Annotated in this window: 15 protein-coding genes; all 15 read right to left on the minus strand. The window is 39.9% G+C overall.

Going from position 1 to position 17,152, the window contains the following annotated elements:
* Window positions 1–261: 261 nt before the first annotated feature.
* Complete coding sequence (locus ABES52_RS11425; protein ID WP_429651297.1) at window positions 262–681, minus strand: secondary thiamine-phosphate synthase enzyme YjbQ; 420 nt, start codon at window positions 679–681, stop codon at window positions 262–264.
* Window positions 682–739: 58 nt separating this feature from the next.
* Entirely contained in the window at window positions 740–1,693 is a 954-nt protein-coding gene (locus ABES52_RS11430) for an ABC transporter permease (RefSeq protein ID WP_429651298.1), read from the minus strand.
* 6 nt (window positions 1,694–1,699) lie between these two features.
* On the minus strand, window positions 1,700–2,746 hold the full coding sequence (locus ABES52_RS11435; RefSeq protein ID WP_429651284.1) for an ABC transporter permease: 1,047 nt from the start codon (window positions 2,744–2,746) through the stop codon (window positions 1,700–1,702).
* Window positions 2,743–4,272 (minus strand): ABC transporter ATP-binding protein, encoded by a 1,530-nt coding sequence (locus ABES52_RS11440; protein WP_429651285.1) that lies wholly within the window; start codon window positions 4,270–4,272, stop codon window positions 2,743–2,745. Before ABES52_RS11440 ends, ABES52_RS11435 begins: the two co-directional genes overlap by 4 nt.
* A gap of 142 nt (window positions 4,273–4,414) precedes the next feature.
* Window positions 4,415–5,506: a BMP family lipoprotein gene (locus ABES52_RS11445; RefSeq protein ID WP_429651286.1), complete on the minus strand. Its 1,092-nt coding sequence runs from the start codon at window positions 5,504–5,506 to the stop codon at window positions 4,415–4,417.
* 52 nt (window positions 5,507–5,558) lie between these two features.
* Window positions 5,559–6,287, minus strand: coding sequence for a GntR family transcriptional regulator (locus ABES52_RS11450; protein ID WP_429651287.1), 729 nt, complete (start codon window positions 6,285–6,287; stop codon window positions 5,559–5,561).
* Between the two features lie 383 nt (window positions 6,288–6,670).
* Window positions 6,671–9,016, minus strand: coding sequence for a DNA translocase FtsK (locus ABES52_RS11455; protein ID WP_429651288.1), 2,346 nt, complete (start codon window positions 9,014–9,016; stop codon window positions 6,671–6,673).
* A gap of 116 nt (window positions 9,017–9,132) precedes the next feature.
* Window positions 9,133–9,342 (minus strand): YlzJ-like family protein, encoded by a 210-nt coding sequence (locus ABES52_RS11460; protein ID WP_429651289.1) that lies wholly within the window; start codon window positions 9,340–9,342, stop codon window positions 9,133–9,135.
* The gene (locus ABES52_RS11465) at window positions 9,339–10,067 is read right to left on the minus strand and encodes a ClpP family protease (RefSeq protein ID WP_429651290.1); all 729 of its coding nucleotides are present in this window, start codon (window positions 10,065–10,067) and stop codon (window positions 9,339–9,341) included. The genes ABES52_RS11460 and ABES52_RS11465 overlap by 4 nt, the downstream gene beginning before the upstream one ends.
* A gap of 144 nt (window positions 10,068–10,211) precedes the next feature.
* Complete coding sequence (locus tag ABES52_RS11470; protein WP_429651291.1) at window positions 10,212–11,879, minus strand: ribonuclease J; 1,668 nt, start codon at window positions 11,877–11,879, stop codon at window positions 10,212–10,214.
* A gap of 156 nt (window positions 11,880–12,035) precedes the next feature.
* Entirely contained in the window at window positions 12,036–12,908 is an 873-nt protein-coding gene (gene dapA, locus ABES52_RS11475) for a 4-hydroxy-tetrahydrodipicolinate synthase (RefSeq protein ID WP_429651292.1), read from the minus strand.
* Window positions 12,909–12,921: 13 nt separating this feature from the next.
* Window positions 12,922–14,163 (minus strand): aspartate kinase, encoded by a 1,242-nt coding sequence (gene dapG / locus ABES52_RS11480; protein ID WP_429651293.1) that lies wholly within the window; start codon window positions 14,161–14,163, stop codon window positions 12,922–12,924.
* Window positions 14,164–14,210: 47 nt separating this feature from the next.
* Window positions 14,211–15,260 carry an aspartate-semialdehyde dehydrogenase gene (gene asd, locus ABES52_RS11485; protein WP_429651294.1) on the minus strand — a complete coding sequence of 350 codons (1,050 nt, stop codon included), beginning with the start codon at window positions 15,258–15,260 and terminating at the stop codon, window positions 14,211–14,213.
* A 137-nt stretch (window positions 15,261–15,397) separates the two neighbouring features.
* The gene (gene dpaB, locus ABES52_RS11490) at window positions 15,398–15,991 is read right to left on the minus strand and encodes a dipicolinate synthase subunit B (protein WP_429651295.1); all 594 of its coding nucleotides are present in this window, start codon (window positions 15,989–15,991) and stop codon (window positions 15,398–15,400) included.
* A complete protein-coding gene (dpaA, locus tag ABES52_RS11495; RefSeq protein ID WP_429651296.1) occupies window positions 15,992–16,891 on the minus strand; it encodes a dipicolinic acid synthetase subunit A in 900 nt (299 codons plus the stop codon).
* Window positions 16,892–17,152: the final 261 nt, after the last annotated feature.

Raw genomic sequence — 17,152 nt, forward strand, 5'->3', positions numbered from 1 at the left:
ACTTGAGCGTAGCGAGGGAAGTGGCTTGCCCGTGGAAAGCGTCCGCCACAAGCGTAATGTATAAAATCAACAGTAATCGTTTAACAGACACCCATGCCAATAAAAATTGGCACATCGATGAATTAAATAACAGCAAAAGTTATCCACAGTTATATCAGGGTAGAGCCTAAAAACAAAGTATTAGGTTTACTATTACATCCCAAAGAACAAACCCAAGATTGTATTCCAATGGGCTTAAAACTCTTTTATTTACTCTTACCCTTATTTCAATACTTTTACATAAAACGTCCGATTTCGTGGACCATCAAATTCACAAAAATAAATCCCTTGCCATGTCCCTAGTAATAAATCACCATTTGAGACAATGACATGTTGAGAGGCGCCGACATAACTTGCTTTCATATGTGCCGCTGTGTTTCCTTCAAAGTGCCTGTCTTCCGGATGATTCCACACAATCAGATCATTCCACCGATTCATCATATCTCTTTTTACATCTGGATCGGCATTTTCATTTATCGTAATGCCAGCCGTTGTATGTGGACAATAGACAATGACCGCGCCGTCTTGAACATTTAACGATTGAAGGTAGCCTCTAACGATATCCGTAATTTCTACCATTTCATCTCTCTTTTTCGTGGTGATGTGGAATTGTTTTAACACAAAAATTCCTCCTTTTTTCATCCATTGTAGCAAAAATAAAAAATGCTGGTAAAAACATGGTTTTACCAGCTTAACCGAGTTATCGTTTTCCTTTAATGTATGGAACCCCTAATGCTTTCGGAGCGTCTGCACGGCCAATGAATCCTGTTAACGCTAAAATCGTTAACACATATGGAGCAATTAACAAGTAGACGGTTGGAACGTCTTGTAAGAACGGAACCGATTGGCCAACGATACTTAAACTTTGAGCAAATCCGAAGAATAATGCTGCACCCATCGCGCCAAGTGGATGCCATTTTCCAAAAATCATCGCCGCTAGCGCCATGAATCCTTGTCCGGAAATCGTTGCATGAGTAAAGTCACGGGAGATAATCGTTGCATATACCGCACCACCAACACCGGCTAAAGCTCCACTAAGCATTACAGCGACGTAACGCATTCTTGTCACATTGATCCCCATCGTATCAGCCGCCATCGGATGTTCACCAACAGAACGTAAACGTAATCCAAATGGAGTTTTGTATATGACAAACCATACGACAAACGCTAATCCAATCGCAATGTATGAAGGAATGTATCCGTTTGAGAAAAATAATGGTCCGATTAGCGGTATATCGCTTAATAGAGGGATATCAATTTTGTTAAAATAAACCTGAATTTGATCCGTTTGCCCTTTTCCATAAATTAATTTGACTAAAAACAACGTTAAACCAATGGCTAAGAAGTTAAGGGCGACACCGCTAACCACTTGGTCGGCACGGAATGAAATGGAAGCTACCGCATGCATTAATGAGAAAATAGCTCCAATAATCATTGCCACTATCATGGCAATCCACGGAGTGAGATTACCAAGTTGGTCAGCAAACGTTAAGTTAAACACAATCCCAACAAACGCACCAATAACCATTAATCCTTCTAAACCAATGTTTACTACACCAGATCGTTCACTAAATACACCGCCAAGAGCAGTGAAAATAAGTGGAGCTGCGAAAAAGATTGCTGATGGAACGATAATTTGTAAAGCATTTAAAATGTCCACTTATTTTCCCTCCTTTTTCAAACGAGTTAAAATGAGACGAATTAAGTAACTTGACGCAACGAAGAAAATAATCAGTGCAATAATGATATCAACCAGTTCGGTTGGAACGTCTGCACTTGACGGCATTTCGAGTGCACCAACTTTTAAGGCACCGAACAATAACGCAGACAACACGACACCAATGGCAGTATTACCACCAAGTAAGGCGACAGCGATTCCATCGAATCCAACGCCGGTAAATCCACCTTTAACAGAGATGTTTTCAAAGGTTCCGAGCCCTTCCATTGCACCAGCTGCACCAGCAAAAGCACCTGAAATAACCATTGCTAACATGATATTACGATTAACGTTCATTCCTGCGTATTGAGACGCATGTTGGTTAAAACCAACCGCACGTAACTCGTATCCTTTTGTGGTTTTTTCTAATAAAAACCACATGATCATTGCACCTAATAAGGCGATTAAAATACCAATGTGCATCGTTGAATAATCCGTTAGGGACTCTAAAAACGACGAGCGTAAAGATGCGGATGGATAAATTGTTTCAGATTTAAACCCTTTATCAGATAGTACGGAACGAATAATGGCGTTTGTAACATGTAGAGCAATATAGTTCATCATGATTGTCACGATTACTTCATGCACTTTAAAACGGGCTTTTAAAAATCCAGGGATAAAGGCCCAAAGTGCTCCGGCTGCTGCCGCTGCTAAAATCGCTAATGGAAGATGAATGATTTTCGGTAATTCAAACGAAACACCAACCCAAACAGCAGCTAACCAACCAACAATTAATTGTCCTTCGACACCAATGTTAAATAAGCCGGTGCGAAACGCAAACGCAACCGCAAGTCCAGCTAAAATATAAGGCGTCATTTGCCGAATTGTTTCACCAATATAATAGCTATCCCCAAACGCCCCATATAATAAAGCGGAATAACCTGCAATCGGGTTAAAGCCACTCACTAACATCACAATTGATCCTACTAAAATTCCTAAAAATACGGCTAAAACAGGGATGAATATTCCTGAGAATCGACTTCCATTCATGAAGAAACACCTTCTTCCTTACGTTTACTACCAGCCATCAATAATCCTAGTTCTTGTTCATCCGTTTCTTTTGGATCGACAATGGCTACAATTTTTCCTTCATAGATGACGGCAATACGGTCACTTACATTCATAATTTCATCCAGTTCAAACGACACAAGAAGAACGGCTTTTCCTTGATCTCGCTGTTCAATGAGTCGTTTGTGTATAAATTCAATCGCCCCTACGTCTAAACCACGTGTGGGCTGGGCGGCAATTAGTAAGTCTGGATTGCGATCCACCTCTCGGCCGATAATGGCTTTTTGTTGGTTACCACCGGAAAGCGCTCTCGCTTTTGTATATTCATCGGGTGTCCGTACGTCAAATTCTTTGATTAACTGGCGTGCTTTTTCATAGATGTTTTTGAAATTTAAAATACCATTTTTAGAGTAAGGCTCTTTGTAGTAAGTTTGCAAAACCATGTTTTCGCCAATCGGAAAATCGAGTACGAGACCATGTTTATGACGGTCTTGAGGGATATGACCAACCCCCGCTTCTGTCACTTTCCGTGGCGGTAAATTCGTTATATCCTTTCCATTAAGTAATATGGAACCGGATTCCACCTTTTGTAAACCCGTGATGGCTTCGATAAGTTCGGATTGACCGTTACCGTCAACACCAGCGATACCAACGATTTCTCCTGCACGAACGGTTAAATTTAATTCATTTACTGTTGTTACTCCACGTGCGTCTTTGACAACTAAATCTTTAATTTCAAGCACATTGTCCTTTGGCTTAGCAGGTTCTTTGTCCGTTGTAAATTGAACTTGGCGACCGACCATTAATTCCGCTAATTCAGTTGGGTTTGTATCCGATACATTTAACGTACCAATCCCCTTTCCACGGCGAATAACGGTCACGCGATCGCACACTTCCATAATTTCTTTCAGTTTGTGTGTGATTAAAATGATCGACTTTCCTTCTTTTACAAGGGCTTTCATAATTTGAATCAATTCTTGAATTTCTTGAGGTGTTAACACGGCTGTCGGTTCGTCAAAAATTAAGATGTCTGCCCCGCGGTATAACGTTTTTAAAATCTCAACTCGTTGCTGCATCCCAACGGAAATATCAGCAATTTTCGCTGTTGGATCAACCGCTAATCCATATCGCTCAGAAAGCTCACGAACTTCTTGTTCTGCCTTTTTTATATCGATTGTTCCACCTTTTGTCGGTTCACTACCTAAAATAATGTTTTCAGTTACCGTAAATGTATCGACAAGCATAAAATGCTGATGAACCATTCCAATTCCTAATTCATTAGCGACATTAGGATCGGTAATCTTTACCGGTTTCCCTTTAACGCGAATTTCGCCTGCTTCTGGCTGGTACAAGCCGAAAAGAACGTTCATTAATGTCGATTTACCAGCACCGTTTTCACCTAAAAGCGCATGAATTTCTCCTTGTTTAACTTGGAGCGTAATATTATCATTCGCCACAAAATTCCCAAACTCTTTGCGGATATTGAGCATCTCAATTACATATTCCACTCGAATTTCACTCCTTGCATGGGCATGATAAAATCATCAAATGAAAAGCTACAGCCCGTCTTTTGTAGCTTTTCATTTGATGGTTTTATGGCGAATAAAAAGGCTAGCTTACACTAGCCTTTTATTCAGTTCCATATTTTTCTTATAAAGAAGCTTCAAATTCTTTATACTCTTCACGAGTTTTCGGAACTTGAATTTCTCCGTTAATGATTTTTTGTTTCCAGCTTTCAACTTCAGTTAGTACTTCTTCTGAAATGTTGTCTTGAGTTGGAGCAATACCAACACCATCTTGGTCAAGACCGTATTCGATTACCTCTCCACCAGGGAATTCTCCGTTCATTGCTTTCGTAGCTAAATCATAAACAGCTACGTCAACACGTTTAACCATCGAAGTTAATGTTACGTTGTATGTTGTGTCATTAACTGTTACAACACCTTCAGGCGCTTGGTCTTTGTCAACACCAATTACCCAAATTTCACGGTTCGGATCTTTTGTTTTTAAGTCTTTTGCTTCAGAGAAAACACCGTTACCAGTTGCTCCTGCCGCATGGTAAATAACGTCGATTCCATTCGCATACATGCTTGATGCAATCGCTTTACCTTTGTCCGCTTGGTCGAACGCTCCTGCATATTGTACATCAACAGTTGCTTCAGGGTTTACAGCTTTTACACCAGCGAGGAATCCGCTTTCGAATTTTTCAATTAATGGAATTTCCATACCACCAACGAAACCAATTTTGTTTGTTTTTGTCGTTAATCCAGCAACAACACCTACAAGGAATGAACCTTCGTGCTCTTTAAAAGTAATGCTTGCTACGTTTGGTTTTTCAACAACAGAGTCAACAATCGCGAAATGAGCTTCAGGTTTTTGATCTGCAATTTCGGAAATCGCATCAGTCATTAAGAAACCAATACCGTATATTAAATCGAAGTTATCGCGTACTAATTTATTTAAGTTTGTTTTATAATCCGCATCACTTGCAGATTGTAAGTAATCATATCCACCTTTACCTTTTTCAAGACCATTGTCTGCACCGAATTTTTGTAATCCTTCCCATGCGGACTGGTTGAAGGATTTATCATCCACGCCTCCAACGTCCGTAACCATCGCTACAGAGAATGTGTCTTCTTTGTTTCCAGCTCCAGACTCTCCATCTTTCGTTCCGCATGCGCCTAAAAGAGTTCCAGCTGCAAGAACGAGTGAAAGTGCTAGTCCAAATTTACGCTTTTTCATGTAATTGTACCCCCTATTTTAAAAGTAATTAGTAGAAATGGATTCGGTCCGATTAAAATACCCTCTTTCTAAGAACATGGAAGCTGAACTTGTCCGCCCGAAAATAGTTCACAGAATAGAGGATCGGCTCATCCATTTCATCATAGTGTAGCTGCTTAAGTACAAGCAAAGCCGTCTCCGGTTCACATTCTAAAATCGGAGAAATTTTCTCGTGATACCCAAGCGGTTCGATTTGGGCAACGGCATGTGTAATTTTATGATCCCCTTCATTCTCTAACATATAAAAAATGGAGCCGTCTTTATGTGTAAAATTTTCTGGAAACACTTTTTTAGGGATTTTGTCTAAACAATAGACGACTGGATCACCGTTAGCCGTTCGAACACGCTCAATTAAGACGAACTCATCGTCCAAGTCACAGGAAAACCGGCGAACATCCTCTTCTGTGGCACCTTGGGTGGTTGAACTTAAGAAGATGGTACCTGGTTCCATTCCTGCTTGCTTGATCATGTTCGTAACGCTATTTAGTTGCTCAATCCCTGATGAAAACAAGGGTTTGGAGTTGACAAATGTCCCTACACCATGACGTCGGATAATCACATTTTCTTCCTCCAAAATTCGTAAAGCCTCACGTAATGTCGCGCGACTTACACCCAGTTGCTTCGAAAGGTCGAATTCAGAAGGAAGCTTTTCTTTTTCCTTGTACACCCCTGCTTCAATATCTTTTTTTAACTTGTCAATGACTTGTAAGTATAAATGTCTGTTATCTGTTTTAATACTCATGACTGGAACCACCACCAAACTTTCTTAAGACATCAGACCTCTGATTTCATTCCTACTAATCGAGAATTAATATATCATTTTTTTTTGAATAAATAAATAGAAATTGTGCAATTTTGTCGAAAAAATACAAATAAAAAATAATCAAAATTTTCAGTTTGTCATTTTACCTAAATAAAGGTAATAAAACGGTTACAATACTGGATATAATTAGTATTTTTTGTCAAATTTTATTCTTGTTTCAAAAAGTAAACCGTTTAGTGATTTTTTCACATGGTAATGTAAGCGTTTTTAATAGTATAACATATTTCGATGTTGTCAGACATCTAACCTTTTATTATTAAAAAAATACAGGGGCCGTTCCCCTGTATTTTTTACATCCATTTTTATGATGTTTGTTCCTCTGATGGTTTAGGAATTAATACTGCTCGAGGCTTACTTCCTTCATATGGTCCGACAATCCCTCTTGCTTCCATTTCATCAATCAGCCGAGCCGCTCGTGTATAACCGATTCGGAATCGGCGTTGAAGCATAGATACGGAAGCTGTTTGCATTTCAGCAACTAATTGGACAGCTTCTTCATATAAGTCGTCGTCCACGTCTTCCGTTGCATCTGGTTGATCGTCAGGAATCATTTCTTCTTGGTATTGGGCCTTCTGTTGTGAGATAACAAAGTTCACCACTTCTTCTACTTCTTCATCAGACAGAAATGCTCCTTGAACACGAATCGGTTTCGATGCCCCAACTGGTAAGAACAGCATATCACCACGTCCTAACAGTTTTTCCGCTCCGCCCATATCCAAAATTGTACGTGAGTCCGTTTGGGACGATACCGCAAAAGCAATACGTGAAGGAATATTAGCCTTAATGACGCCTGTGATGACATCTACGGATGGTCGTTGTGTCGCAATAATAAGATGAATACCAGCCGCTCTTGCCATTTGGGCTAACCGAGTAATAGAATCTTCTACATCATTGGAAGCAACCATCATTAAGTCTGCCAGCTCGTCAACAATGACAACAATATATGGTAACAGTGGTTGTTTTTCACCTGTCTCTAAATTATGGCGTTTCACAAACTCATTATACCCTTCAATATTTCTCGTACCCGTATGGGAAAACAATTCGTAGCGGCGTTCCATTTCACTAACGACTTTTTTTAATGCTTGGGATGCTTTTTTCGCATCGGTCACTACTGGCGCTAATAAATGTGGAATACCGTTATATACATTAAGCTCAACCATTTTCGGGTCAATCATCATTAACTTTACTTCATGAGGTTTCGCTCTCATTAAAATGCTTGTAATAATTCCATTAATACAAACACTTTTTCCACTTCCTGTTGCACCTGCCACTAATAAATGGGGCATTTTATTTAATTCGGCTAATACCGCTTCTCCAGTAATATCTCGTCCAAGTCCGATTAATAATTTCGCATCAGGTTTATCGTTTTCTTTCGATTCTAACACTTCTCGCAATGATACTACTGCCACTTCTGAGTTTGGCACCTCAATACCAATAGCCGATTTTCCAGGGATTGGAGCTTCAATACGAATGTCTTTTGCCGCTAACGCTAAAGCTAAATCGTCACTTAAACTCACAATTTTACTAACTTTTACTCCGACATCTGGATGAACTTCGTATTTCGTTACGGCAGGGCCAAGATGAACTTGGGTCACCCGTGCTTTTACCCCAAAGCTTTGGAACGTTCGTTCGAGTTTAGCAGCATTGGCATGAATTAATTCATATTCACTTGATTGATCCGCTTTTTTCGGTCGTTTTAATAAATGAAGTGGCGGTAATTGATAATCTTCATTTTCTACCTCTGCAAAGGTCATTGGTGCCACAGCTTCTTCTTCTGTTTCTTTTTGGTCTTCTTTGTTTGTCGTTTTCCTATTATCACTCGATGAAGATTGAGCTTCAACCGCTTCTCTATTTTCTTGTTCAACATCATACACTTTTTCAGTAAAGCTTGAGATAATCGGCTCTGACGTTTCAATCGTCAATTGTTCCTCGGAAGGTTCCCCATCTTCAGCTGGTTCATTACTAGATTGTTCCTTTTGTTGTTTTTTTGTTTTCTGCTTATGCGCTTGTTTTTCTGTCCATTGCTTCATATCTTGTTTAAAAGCAGACCATTGATTCGTGAAAAAGGAGAAAAGTTTTCCACCAATTTTTCCAATCCACTCACCAAACGACTTCCCTGTAATCAGAATGGCCCCGACCATCATAAGAACAAAGGAAAATAGGACCGTTCCACTCGTATCAAACAATACATAGGCTACTGCAAAACAAATCGCACCAACCATTCCCCCTCCTAAATCGGAGGTTGACGTTTCTCCTTTCACTTCTTGCCAAAATAATTCCCAAGTATTTGTAATGACACTAGGATTCTTGATTGCACCATGATTAGACAACAATTCGAACAGCTTCACATGACTTAAAAGTAACATACTTAAAAGAATAATGTACGTTCCAACTAGCTTTCGGTGAAATAAGAATGGTACTTTTCGTTCAATCATCAAATACCCTGCTATAGCAAACATGCCAATTAAGCCCACCATGTACCATTCTCCTAAGAAAAAACGAAAAAAGTAAACTACTGCATGACCTACGGCACCTAGTTGTACAATAGAAATCGTGCTAATAGCCATCAATAATAATCCGATAATTTCAAATTGAATTGTCCGTTTCATATCTATTTGCTTCTTCGACCGCTTCTTCTTCTTTGACATTTTATCACCTATTACTATGCCTTTTTTCCTTTAGAATGAAGAAAGCAGCCCTCATCGGCTGCTATTCATGTATTCCTTATTATATCACAGAACATTTGTTCAGGAAACGTTTCCCTTTAATTTAATGAAATATATTGCCCAGGTGTATATTGTTCCATCATGTAATGAAAGGGATTGCTGCTTAATATACGAACGATGCGATAGCGCTCCTGTTCTTTTTCTACAATCATCGGAATTCCTTGAAAGGTGACGAGCTTTTGCTTGTAATATTCGTTCGTTGGTAATGGAAACATTAATTCGTATGGAACGGTCGTATGAAGAATCATTGAACCATCCCTTCCTTTTTGTTTATTTCAATAAGTTCGTTGAGTTTATTCATGGCCATTCCAATTCCACCTACTTCATCAATTAATCCGAATTTCACTGCGTCAGCGCCAACGACATTTGTTCCAATGTCCCTAGTTAGATTTCCTTTCGCAAACATTAAATCTTTAAATGTTTCCTCTGAAATTTTGGAATGTTTGACGACAAAACGTACCACTCTCTCTTGCATCTTATCTAAATATTCAAACGTTTGGGGAACTCCAATGACTAATCCTGTTAAGCGTATCGGGTGAATGGTCATCGTTGCTGTTTCGGCAATAAAAGAATAATCACACGAGACCGCAATCGGCACCCCAATGGAATGTCCTCCCCCTAGCACAATGGAGACCGTTGGCTTTGAAAGGGAGGCGAGCATCTCAGAAATAGCTAAACCGGCTTCAACGTCTCCACCTACCGTGTTTAACACAACGAGTAATCCTTCAATTTTTGGGTTTTGCTCAATGGCGACAAGCTGCGGAATAATATGCTCATATTTGGTTGTTTTATTTTGAGGTGGAAGCTGCATATGTCCTTCAATTTGTCCAACAATTGTTAAGCAATGGATATTCGTCTCTGGAGATAACTGGGGTACATTTGTGGCACCCAGCTGTTGAATTTTTTCTACAAGCTCCGATTTCCTTTCTTCTTTCGATGGTGATTCTTGCTGTGCTTCCCACTGGTGATTCATATTAGAAATCCCCTTTCTTGCAATTCCTCCTTTTGTTTGAGGCAATTGCTTTTTCTTCCTACCGTTTAGTATTCGCTCTCCTTTGGGAATCATACAGGTCAATAAAAAAGGATGCTCAACATTAAGAGCATCCTACACCATTCATTATATTTCCATAATAATTGGTAATATCATTGGTCTTCGTTTCGTTTGATCAAACAAATATTGATTTAACGAATCACGGATTTCTTGTTTAATATTCGACCATTCAAAGGATTCTTTGGACATGTTCCGTTCTACAATCCCTTTTACTATACTGATCGATTCTTCCATTAAATGTTCGGATTCACGAACATAGACAAACCCACGCGAAATGATTTCCGGTCCTGAAGCAATTTTCTTCTCTTTCTTATTCAATGTGACAACCACAATAAAAATACCGTCTTCTGAAAGTAATTTTCGGTCACGTAATACAATGTTCCCCACATCGCCTACACCAATACCATCAATTAACACGTTGCCTGCAGGTACACGGCCACCTGGTCGAATAGTACCATTACGAATTTCAACGATTTCTCCTTTATCTGGGATATAAATATGTTCTTTTTTCACCCCTACTGATTGAGCTAACTTCGCGTGGGCTTTTAACATACGATATTCACCTTGAATCGGGATGAAAAATTTTGGTTTCATTAAGTTAATCATCATTTTTAGTTCTTCTTGGCTACCGTGTCCTGAAGCATACGCTTTCCGAGAGTTCATAATAACCATTGCTCCCGCCCGATACAACATATCGACCGTTTTATACATCGCTAACTCCATATTTGGTGTTGGTGTTGCGGTAATTAAAACGGTGTCACCTTGCTTAATATTCACTTGTTTATGCGATTGTTTCGCCATTTTTTGTAATGCTTCTAAAGGTTCACCGTGAGACCCTGTTGTTAACAGCGCAATTTCATCATCTGGATATTGATCAATGTCTTGGATTGGAATAATCGTATCTTCATGAACGCTTAAATATCCGAATTGATGAGCAATATCAAATACTCGTTTAATGCTTTTTCCTACAAACGCGACTTTACGATAATTTTCATACGCTGCATCTAACACTTGTTGGATGCGGTTTAAATTCGCTGCATACGAAGCGACAATGATTCGCCCTTTTGCTGAGTGGAAGGCATCCGACATTTCACGGGCAATGGCCGCATCCGACGTCGAATAGCCCGGTCTTTCCGCTTCTGTACTATCAGATAACAAACAAAGTACCCCTTCTTCTCCGATTTTCGCCATTTTCCCTATGTCTGCTTGATATAACGGAGCCGCTCCTTGGTCAAATTTAAAATCTCCCGTAACGACAATGGCGCCTTCAGACGTATGGAAGCAAACACCGACCGAATCAGGTATTGTATGGGTCGTGCGGAAGAATGAAACGTCCACGGTATCAAAATGAAGTCGCGTTTTGGAATGAATCGTATAAAACTTAGCCTCTCCACGGTATTCTTGTTCTTTTAATTTTTCTTTGGCTAAAGCGACTGTTAATTTTGTCCCGTACACTGGCGCTTTAATTTTCCTCAGGACGTAAGATAAAGCTCCGATGGCATCTTCATGACCGTGTGTTAAAAAAATGCCTTTAATGCGGTGTTTCTGCTCTTCCAAATAAGTAATATCAGGAATGACTAAATCGATTCCAAACATTTCGTCCTCTGGAATCTTTATACCCGCATCAACAATAAACATTTCGTGGTCTATTTCCACCACGTACATGTTTTTTCCTACTTCTCCCATTCCTCCAAGTGGAATAATTTTGATGCTTTCGTTCGTTCGTGTATTCAATTTTTGTTTCCTCCTATGTAGAAATCCCGATCAAGGCGAGTTAAGTTTATTATACTTGATGATAAAAATGATGTACAACCAAAATTAACTAATGATTTTTTTCTCGTGAAAAAAAAAAGAGGAAGCTATCACCAACCATGGCGATAGCTTTCCCCATTAATAATTTTGTAACAAGTTCGTTAATGTCACTCTTTCTTCTTCCGTTAACGGGACGAGTGGTAAGCGCACGGAACCAACGTCGAGACCTTTAATTTGGAGCGCTGTTTTTACTGGTGTAGGACTTGGGGCAGCGAATAAACCTCTCATTAATGGAAGTAGCTTTTGGTGCATTTTAGCTGCTTCAATTGCCTTCCCTTGTAAAAATAGTTGAATCATTTCTTGCATTTCATTTCCAATGATATGTGAAGCCACTGAGACGATACCCACTCCACCTATGGACAGAACTGGTAATGTTAAGCCATCATCACCACTATACAACACAAAATGATCATCCGTATTAGCAATAATTTCCGTCATCGCATCTAAGTTGCCGCTTGCTTCTTTAACCGCCACGATATTGTCGATTTTCGCTAGCTCAATAATCGTCTCTGGTGCTAGATTCGTAACCGTTCGTCCTGGAACATTATACAGCATGATAGGTAAGGTCGTGGCTTCAGCAACGGAGCGAAAATGTTCGAATAACCCTCTTTGATTTGGTTTATTATAATACGGCGTAACAAGCATGATTGCGTCTACGCCTGTTTCTTCCGCTTTTTTCGTTAATTCGATCGTTTGATGAGTATTGTTGCTTCCTGTTCCCGCGATAACCGGCACTCGGCCATCGACCACTTTCACAACATGTCGGAACAAGGCGATTTTTTCTTCAGTTGATAAAGTTGGTGATTCACCTGTCGTTCCAGCAACGACTAACGAATCGGAGCCATTGTTAATTAAATATTCTACAAGTTGCGTCGTCTTTTGAAAGTCAATATTTCCTCGACGATCGAATGGGGTCACCATTGCTGTCGAGATACGTCCAAATTGAACCATCATTATTTCACCTCTACTCCATTTGCTCTAATTCAAAGGTGTCTTCTTGTAATTGAAATGCATCGTGTAAGGCGTTTACTGCTTCTACTAAATCACTTTCTTTTACTAATACCCATATCGTTGTATGACTATCTGCCGACTGTAAAATACGAATGCCTCGGTCTGATAACGCTGTTACAATTTTGGATGTAATTCCTGGAACACCAGCAATTCCTGCTCCAACAACGGATACTTTCGCACAATGGCGCTCCACTTCAGGCTCATAACCTAATTTTTGTAAAATTTCAATCGCCCGATCCGTAATATCTTCAGAAACCGTATAAACAACTCCTGTTGGTGAAATATTGATGAAATCGACACTTATATGTTCATTCGCCATCGCCTTGAATACTTCTGATTGAAGATTGTATTGGTCTTTTTTGGCCGATACTTTAATTTGGGAGATGTTGCTTACATGTGCAATTCCAGTAACTGTCCGCTCTCGAACATCTGTCCCTTGTTTTTGCTTATTTAATGAGGTGACAAGCGTACCAAGTCCATCGGAATACGTCGATCGGATACGAATCGGAATCTTCGCTTGCATCGCAATTTCGACCGCACGTGGATGAATAACTTTAGCCCCTTGATACGCCATGTTACATACTTCATTGTACGTCACAACAGAAAGTGGACGCGCTTTTTCGGCGATTCGTGGATCAGCCGTCATAATCCCTTCGACATCCGTAAAGATATCGATCCATTCTGCGTTCAATGCTGCCCCTAACGCCGCTGCCGAAGTATCACTACCTCCTCTTCCAATCGTAGTGATATCTCCATTTTTTCCAACTCCTTGGAACCCAGCGACGACTACGACATCGTAAGACTCTAGTTCTTTCAATAATCGTTCACATTTCATCTCAATAATTTTAGCGTTCGTATGGTCATTATTGGTTCGAAATCCAGCTTGAGCACCTGTAAGAGCCGTTGCTCGAATCCCATGACTCAGCAGCATATTGGAAAAAACAACGCTTGAAATGACTTCGCCACAAGACATGAGTAAATCGAGTTCCCGTTTACTAATCTGTGCTTCGGTTCCACCGACAAGCGATAAAAGGGTGTCGGTTGCGTACGGCTCTCCTTTGCGTCCCATCGCAGAAACGACGACTACTACTTTATAGCCGTCTTTCAATGCTGTTTCAACATGTTTACGAGCCATTTGGCGGCCCTGTTCATTGCGAACAGACGTACCGCCAAACTTTTGGACTATAATTTTCATAAAAACACCTCTAGCCATTGTTTCTTATAAAGTGGAGGTTCAATCAATTATTTTACTAATCCTAACTTTATTAAGCTTTCTGCAATTTGCACGGAGTTCCATGCCGCACCTTTTAACAGATTATCGGATACAATCCATAAATGGAATCCTTTTTCTTCATCTAAGTCTTTTCGAATACGTCCAACAAATACTTCATTTTTTCCGACACAATCTGCAGGCATCGGATAAATTTGTTCAGCTGGATTATCTTGCAAGACTACCCCTGGTGCATCCCTTAACAGTTGGTGCAAGTCGCTTACAGAGATCCCCTCTTGTTCAACTTCAATATAGACAGATTCAGAGTGGCCTGTCACAACAGGAAGTCTAACACAAGTTGCCGCTACTTTTAAGTCTGGCATATGCATAATTTTTTTCGTTTCATTAATCATTTTCATTTCTTCGAACGTAAAGCCATTGTCTTGGAATTTATCAATTTGAGGAATCGCATTAAAGGCAATTTGATAATGCTTTTCATCGCCTTTTACTGGTAACACTTTTGGTTCAAAAGGTTCTCCATTTAAAATGGCTTTCGTTTGTTCTTTTAATTCATCTATGGCAACCGCGCCCGCACCAGAAACTGCTTGATACGTCGATACGATAACTTTTTTCAGTCCAAAAGCTTTACGAATTGGTTCTAATGCTACAACCATTTGAATCGTTGAACAGTTTGGATTAGCGATAATTCCTTTATGTTCATGTAAATCGCTTTCGTTCACTTCTGGTACGACTAATGGCACTTCAGGATCCATACGGAAGGCACTCGTGTTATCAATAACAATAGCACCTCGTTTTACTGCTTCAGGAGCTAATGCTTTAGAAACAGAACCTCCCGCACTAAATAACGCAATATCTACACCTTCAAAACTCTCTGGTGTTGCTTCTTGAACCGTTACCTCTTCTCCTCGAAACAGCACTTTTTTCCCTGCTGAACGGGCAGACGAGAGAAGTGTAATTTTTTCAATTGGAAACTGACGTTTTTCAAGCGTCTGAATCATTTGTTGACCAACCGCACCAGTCGCACCTACGACCGCAACATGATAGCCTTTTAATTTTTCCATATTTCTTTACTCCTTCCACAACTATTCCGTCTATAACAGATGGAATACGACCGAATAAATATTCTTTTTAATATCGTTATTGTAACATATTCTTTTTAATAGAGAAGTAGAAAAAAAATATTCCGTAGATGTGGGATTTAGCCTTGATACCGTTCAATAATAACTGGTTGCAGTTGTTTTCCTTCTAGCGCTGCCTCTACGGTTGGAAGTAATTTGTTCATATCGGCTACCATGGAATTCGGTTTTTTAAACGGATGGTCTTGCCCAAATGGAATAAAATAAATGTTTTTCGTAGCCATTAAACGCATGAGATTCACTCCATTTAGACCGAGAGCATCGTTTGTGGAAATTCCAACAACCACAGGGTGATGATTGCGCAACGTAGCTTTTGCGGCCATTAAAACAGGTGAATCGGTCAAGGCATTGGCTAGCTTACTCATCGAATTTCCGGTTAATGGCGCTATGACCATACAATCTAAAGGCATTTTGGGCCCAAGTGGTTCGGCGTCAACAATGGATTGAATGACTTTTTTTCCGGTTAAATTTTCAATCCGTTCGATCCAATCTTCCCCTTTACCGAATCTTGTTTCCGTTTGTTGTACCGTAGCTGTAACAATAGGGACAACGTCTGCACCTGCTTTTACAAGTGCTTCAATTTGAGGATACACAGCATCATACGTACAATGAGAGCCCGTTAATCCGAACCCAATACGTTTCCCCTTTACCTCCATTTATGGATTCTCCTTTCTTTGTGAATATTCTTCGTAAAGTAACTTCGCAATAACGGTCGCCAGTATTTTCCCGGCTGTTTTCGGCGCCACAATGCCCGGTAGCCCTGGGGCCAATAAAGCTTTTATTCCTCGTTTTTCGGCATAACGAAAATCAGTCCCACCAGGTTTTGATGCTAAATCGATAATGAGCGTGTGTGATGGCATTTTCGCAATAACGGATGCTGTCACGACTAAGTGTGGAATGGTATTAATGACAATATCAACATCATGAACTTCTTTTTCTAAGTCATGAAGATAAAATGGGTATAATCCCATTTCTGTAATCCGAGCAATGTGTTCACTTCTTCTGGCTCCTACTTTTACTTTCGAACCTAAATGATGAAAAACTCTAGCCACACTCATACCCACACGTCCGAGACCAAGCACCACCACGTTCGAACCGTGAATGGTAAAATCAGTATGCTGAATCGCCATCATGATCGTGCCTTCGACAGTTGGAATGGAGTTATAAATCGCTACATCATCTCTTTCAAACAATTGAACGAGTTTTCGATTTGCTTGACTCGTAATATGATCTAAGTACGAGTTGCTAATTCCGGAATAAATAACACAGTGTGATGGTGTTTGGCTTAACCATTTTTCAGTTAATTGTACTTTTTTATTTGAAAAGATTGTTTCTACTTGGCCTTCTAAACTCGTTCCTGGTACTGGTAAAATAATGGCATCTAATTGGGAAGGATCTAAGTCTTCAAACTCTTCTTTTACCGCACCTGTAAACGCATGATCCAATTGCTCAAAACCTACAAGAACAAGCTTTGCATCCAGTTCGGTAAGCTTTCGAATGATTTCTAGTTGTCTCGCATCACCGCCAATACAGGCGATATGCATTCCTGTTAACATCAATGTTTTTCACCTTCTTTAAAGAAAGATGAGGGAGTTATCACTTCAACAGTTTATGAATCGATAGACGAATGGGTGAATTGTTAATGCGGGAATCTTCCCGGAAGGTTTGAGTAGAGTAAATTTTTAATGAGGATCACCTTTACTTGAGGAAGTTTTTCGATATAGTTGGTACTTTATTTTTTTGGAGAGTTTGGCACTTGGGGGATTTTTTAAAGTGTGTCACATGGATGACTAGAGAATCGAGTAGGAGGGGGCGAC

This window comes from Aeribacillus pallidus, from assembly GCF_050478865.1.
GTDB lineage: Bacteria > Bacillota > Bacilli > Bacillales > JACDOC01 > JACDOC01.

Bases quoted from the DNA above. Each gene is read 5' to 3' on its own strand.
- ABES52_RS11425 (WP_429651297.1), bottom strand. From the start codon at position 681: ATGAAAAAAGGAGGAATTTTTGTGTTAAAACAATTCCACATCACCACG.
- ABES52_RS11435 (WP_429651284.1), bottom strand. From the start codon at position 2,746: ATGAATGGAAGTCGATTCTCAGGAATATTCATCCCTGTTTTAGCCGTA.
- ABES52_RS11445 (WP_429651286.1), bottom strand. From the start codon at position 5,506: ATGAAAAAGCGTAAATTTGGACTAGCACTTTCACTCGTTCTTGCAGCT.
- ABES52_RS11450 (WP_429651287.1), bottom strand. From the start codon at position 6,287: ATGAGTATTAAAACAGATAACAGACATTTATACTTACAAGTCATTGAC.
- ABES52_RS11455 (WP_429651288.1), bottom strand. From the start codon at position 9,016: ATGTCAAAGAAGAAGAAGCGGTCGAAGAAGCAAATAGATATGAAACGG.
- ABES52_RS11460 (WP_429651289.1), bottom strand. From the start codon at position 9,342: ATGATTCTTCATACGACCGTTCCATACGAATTAATGTTTCCATTACCA.
- ABES52_RS11465 (WP_429651290.1), bottom strand. From the start codon at position 10,067: ATGAATCACCAGTGGGAAGCACAGCAAGAATCACCATCGAAAGAAGAA.
- dapA (WP_429651292.1), bottom strand. From the start codon at position 12,908: ATGGTTCAATTTGGACGTATCTCGACAGCAATGGTGACCCCATTCGAT.
- dapG (WP_429651293.1), bottom strand. From the start codon at position 14,163: ATGAAAATTATAGTCCAAAAGTTTGGCGGTACGTCTGTTCGCAATGAA.
- asd (WP_429651294.1), bottom strand. From the start codon at position 15,260: ATGGAAAAATTAAAAGGCTATCATGTTGCGGTCGTAGGTGCGACTGGT.
- dpaB (WP_429651295.1), bottom strand. From the start codon at position 15,991: ATGGAGGTAAAGGGGAAACGTATTGGGTTCGGATTAACGGGCTCTCAT.
- dpaA (WP_429651296.1), bottom strand. From the start codon at position 16,891: ATGTTAACAGGAATGCATATCGCCTGTATTGGCGGTGATGCGAGACAA.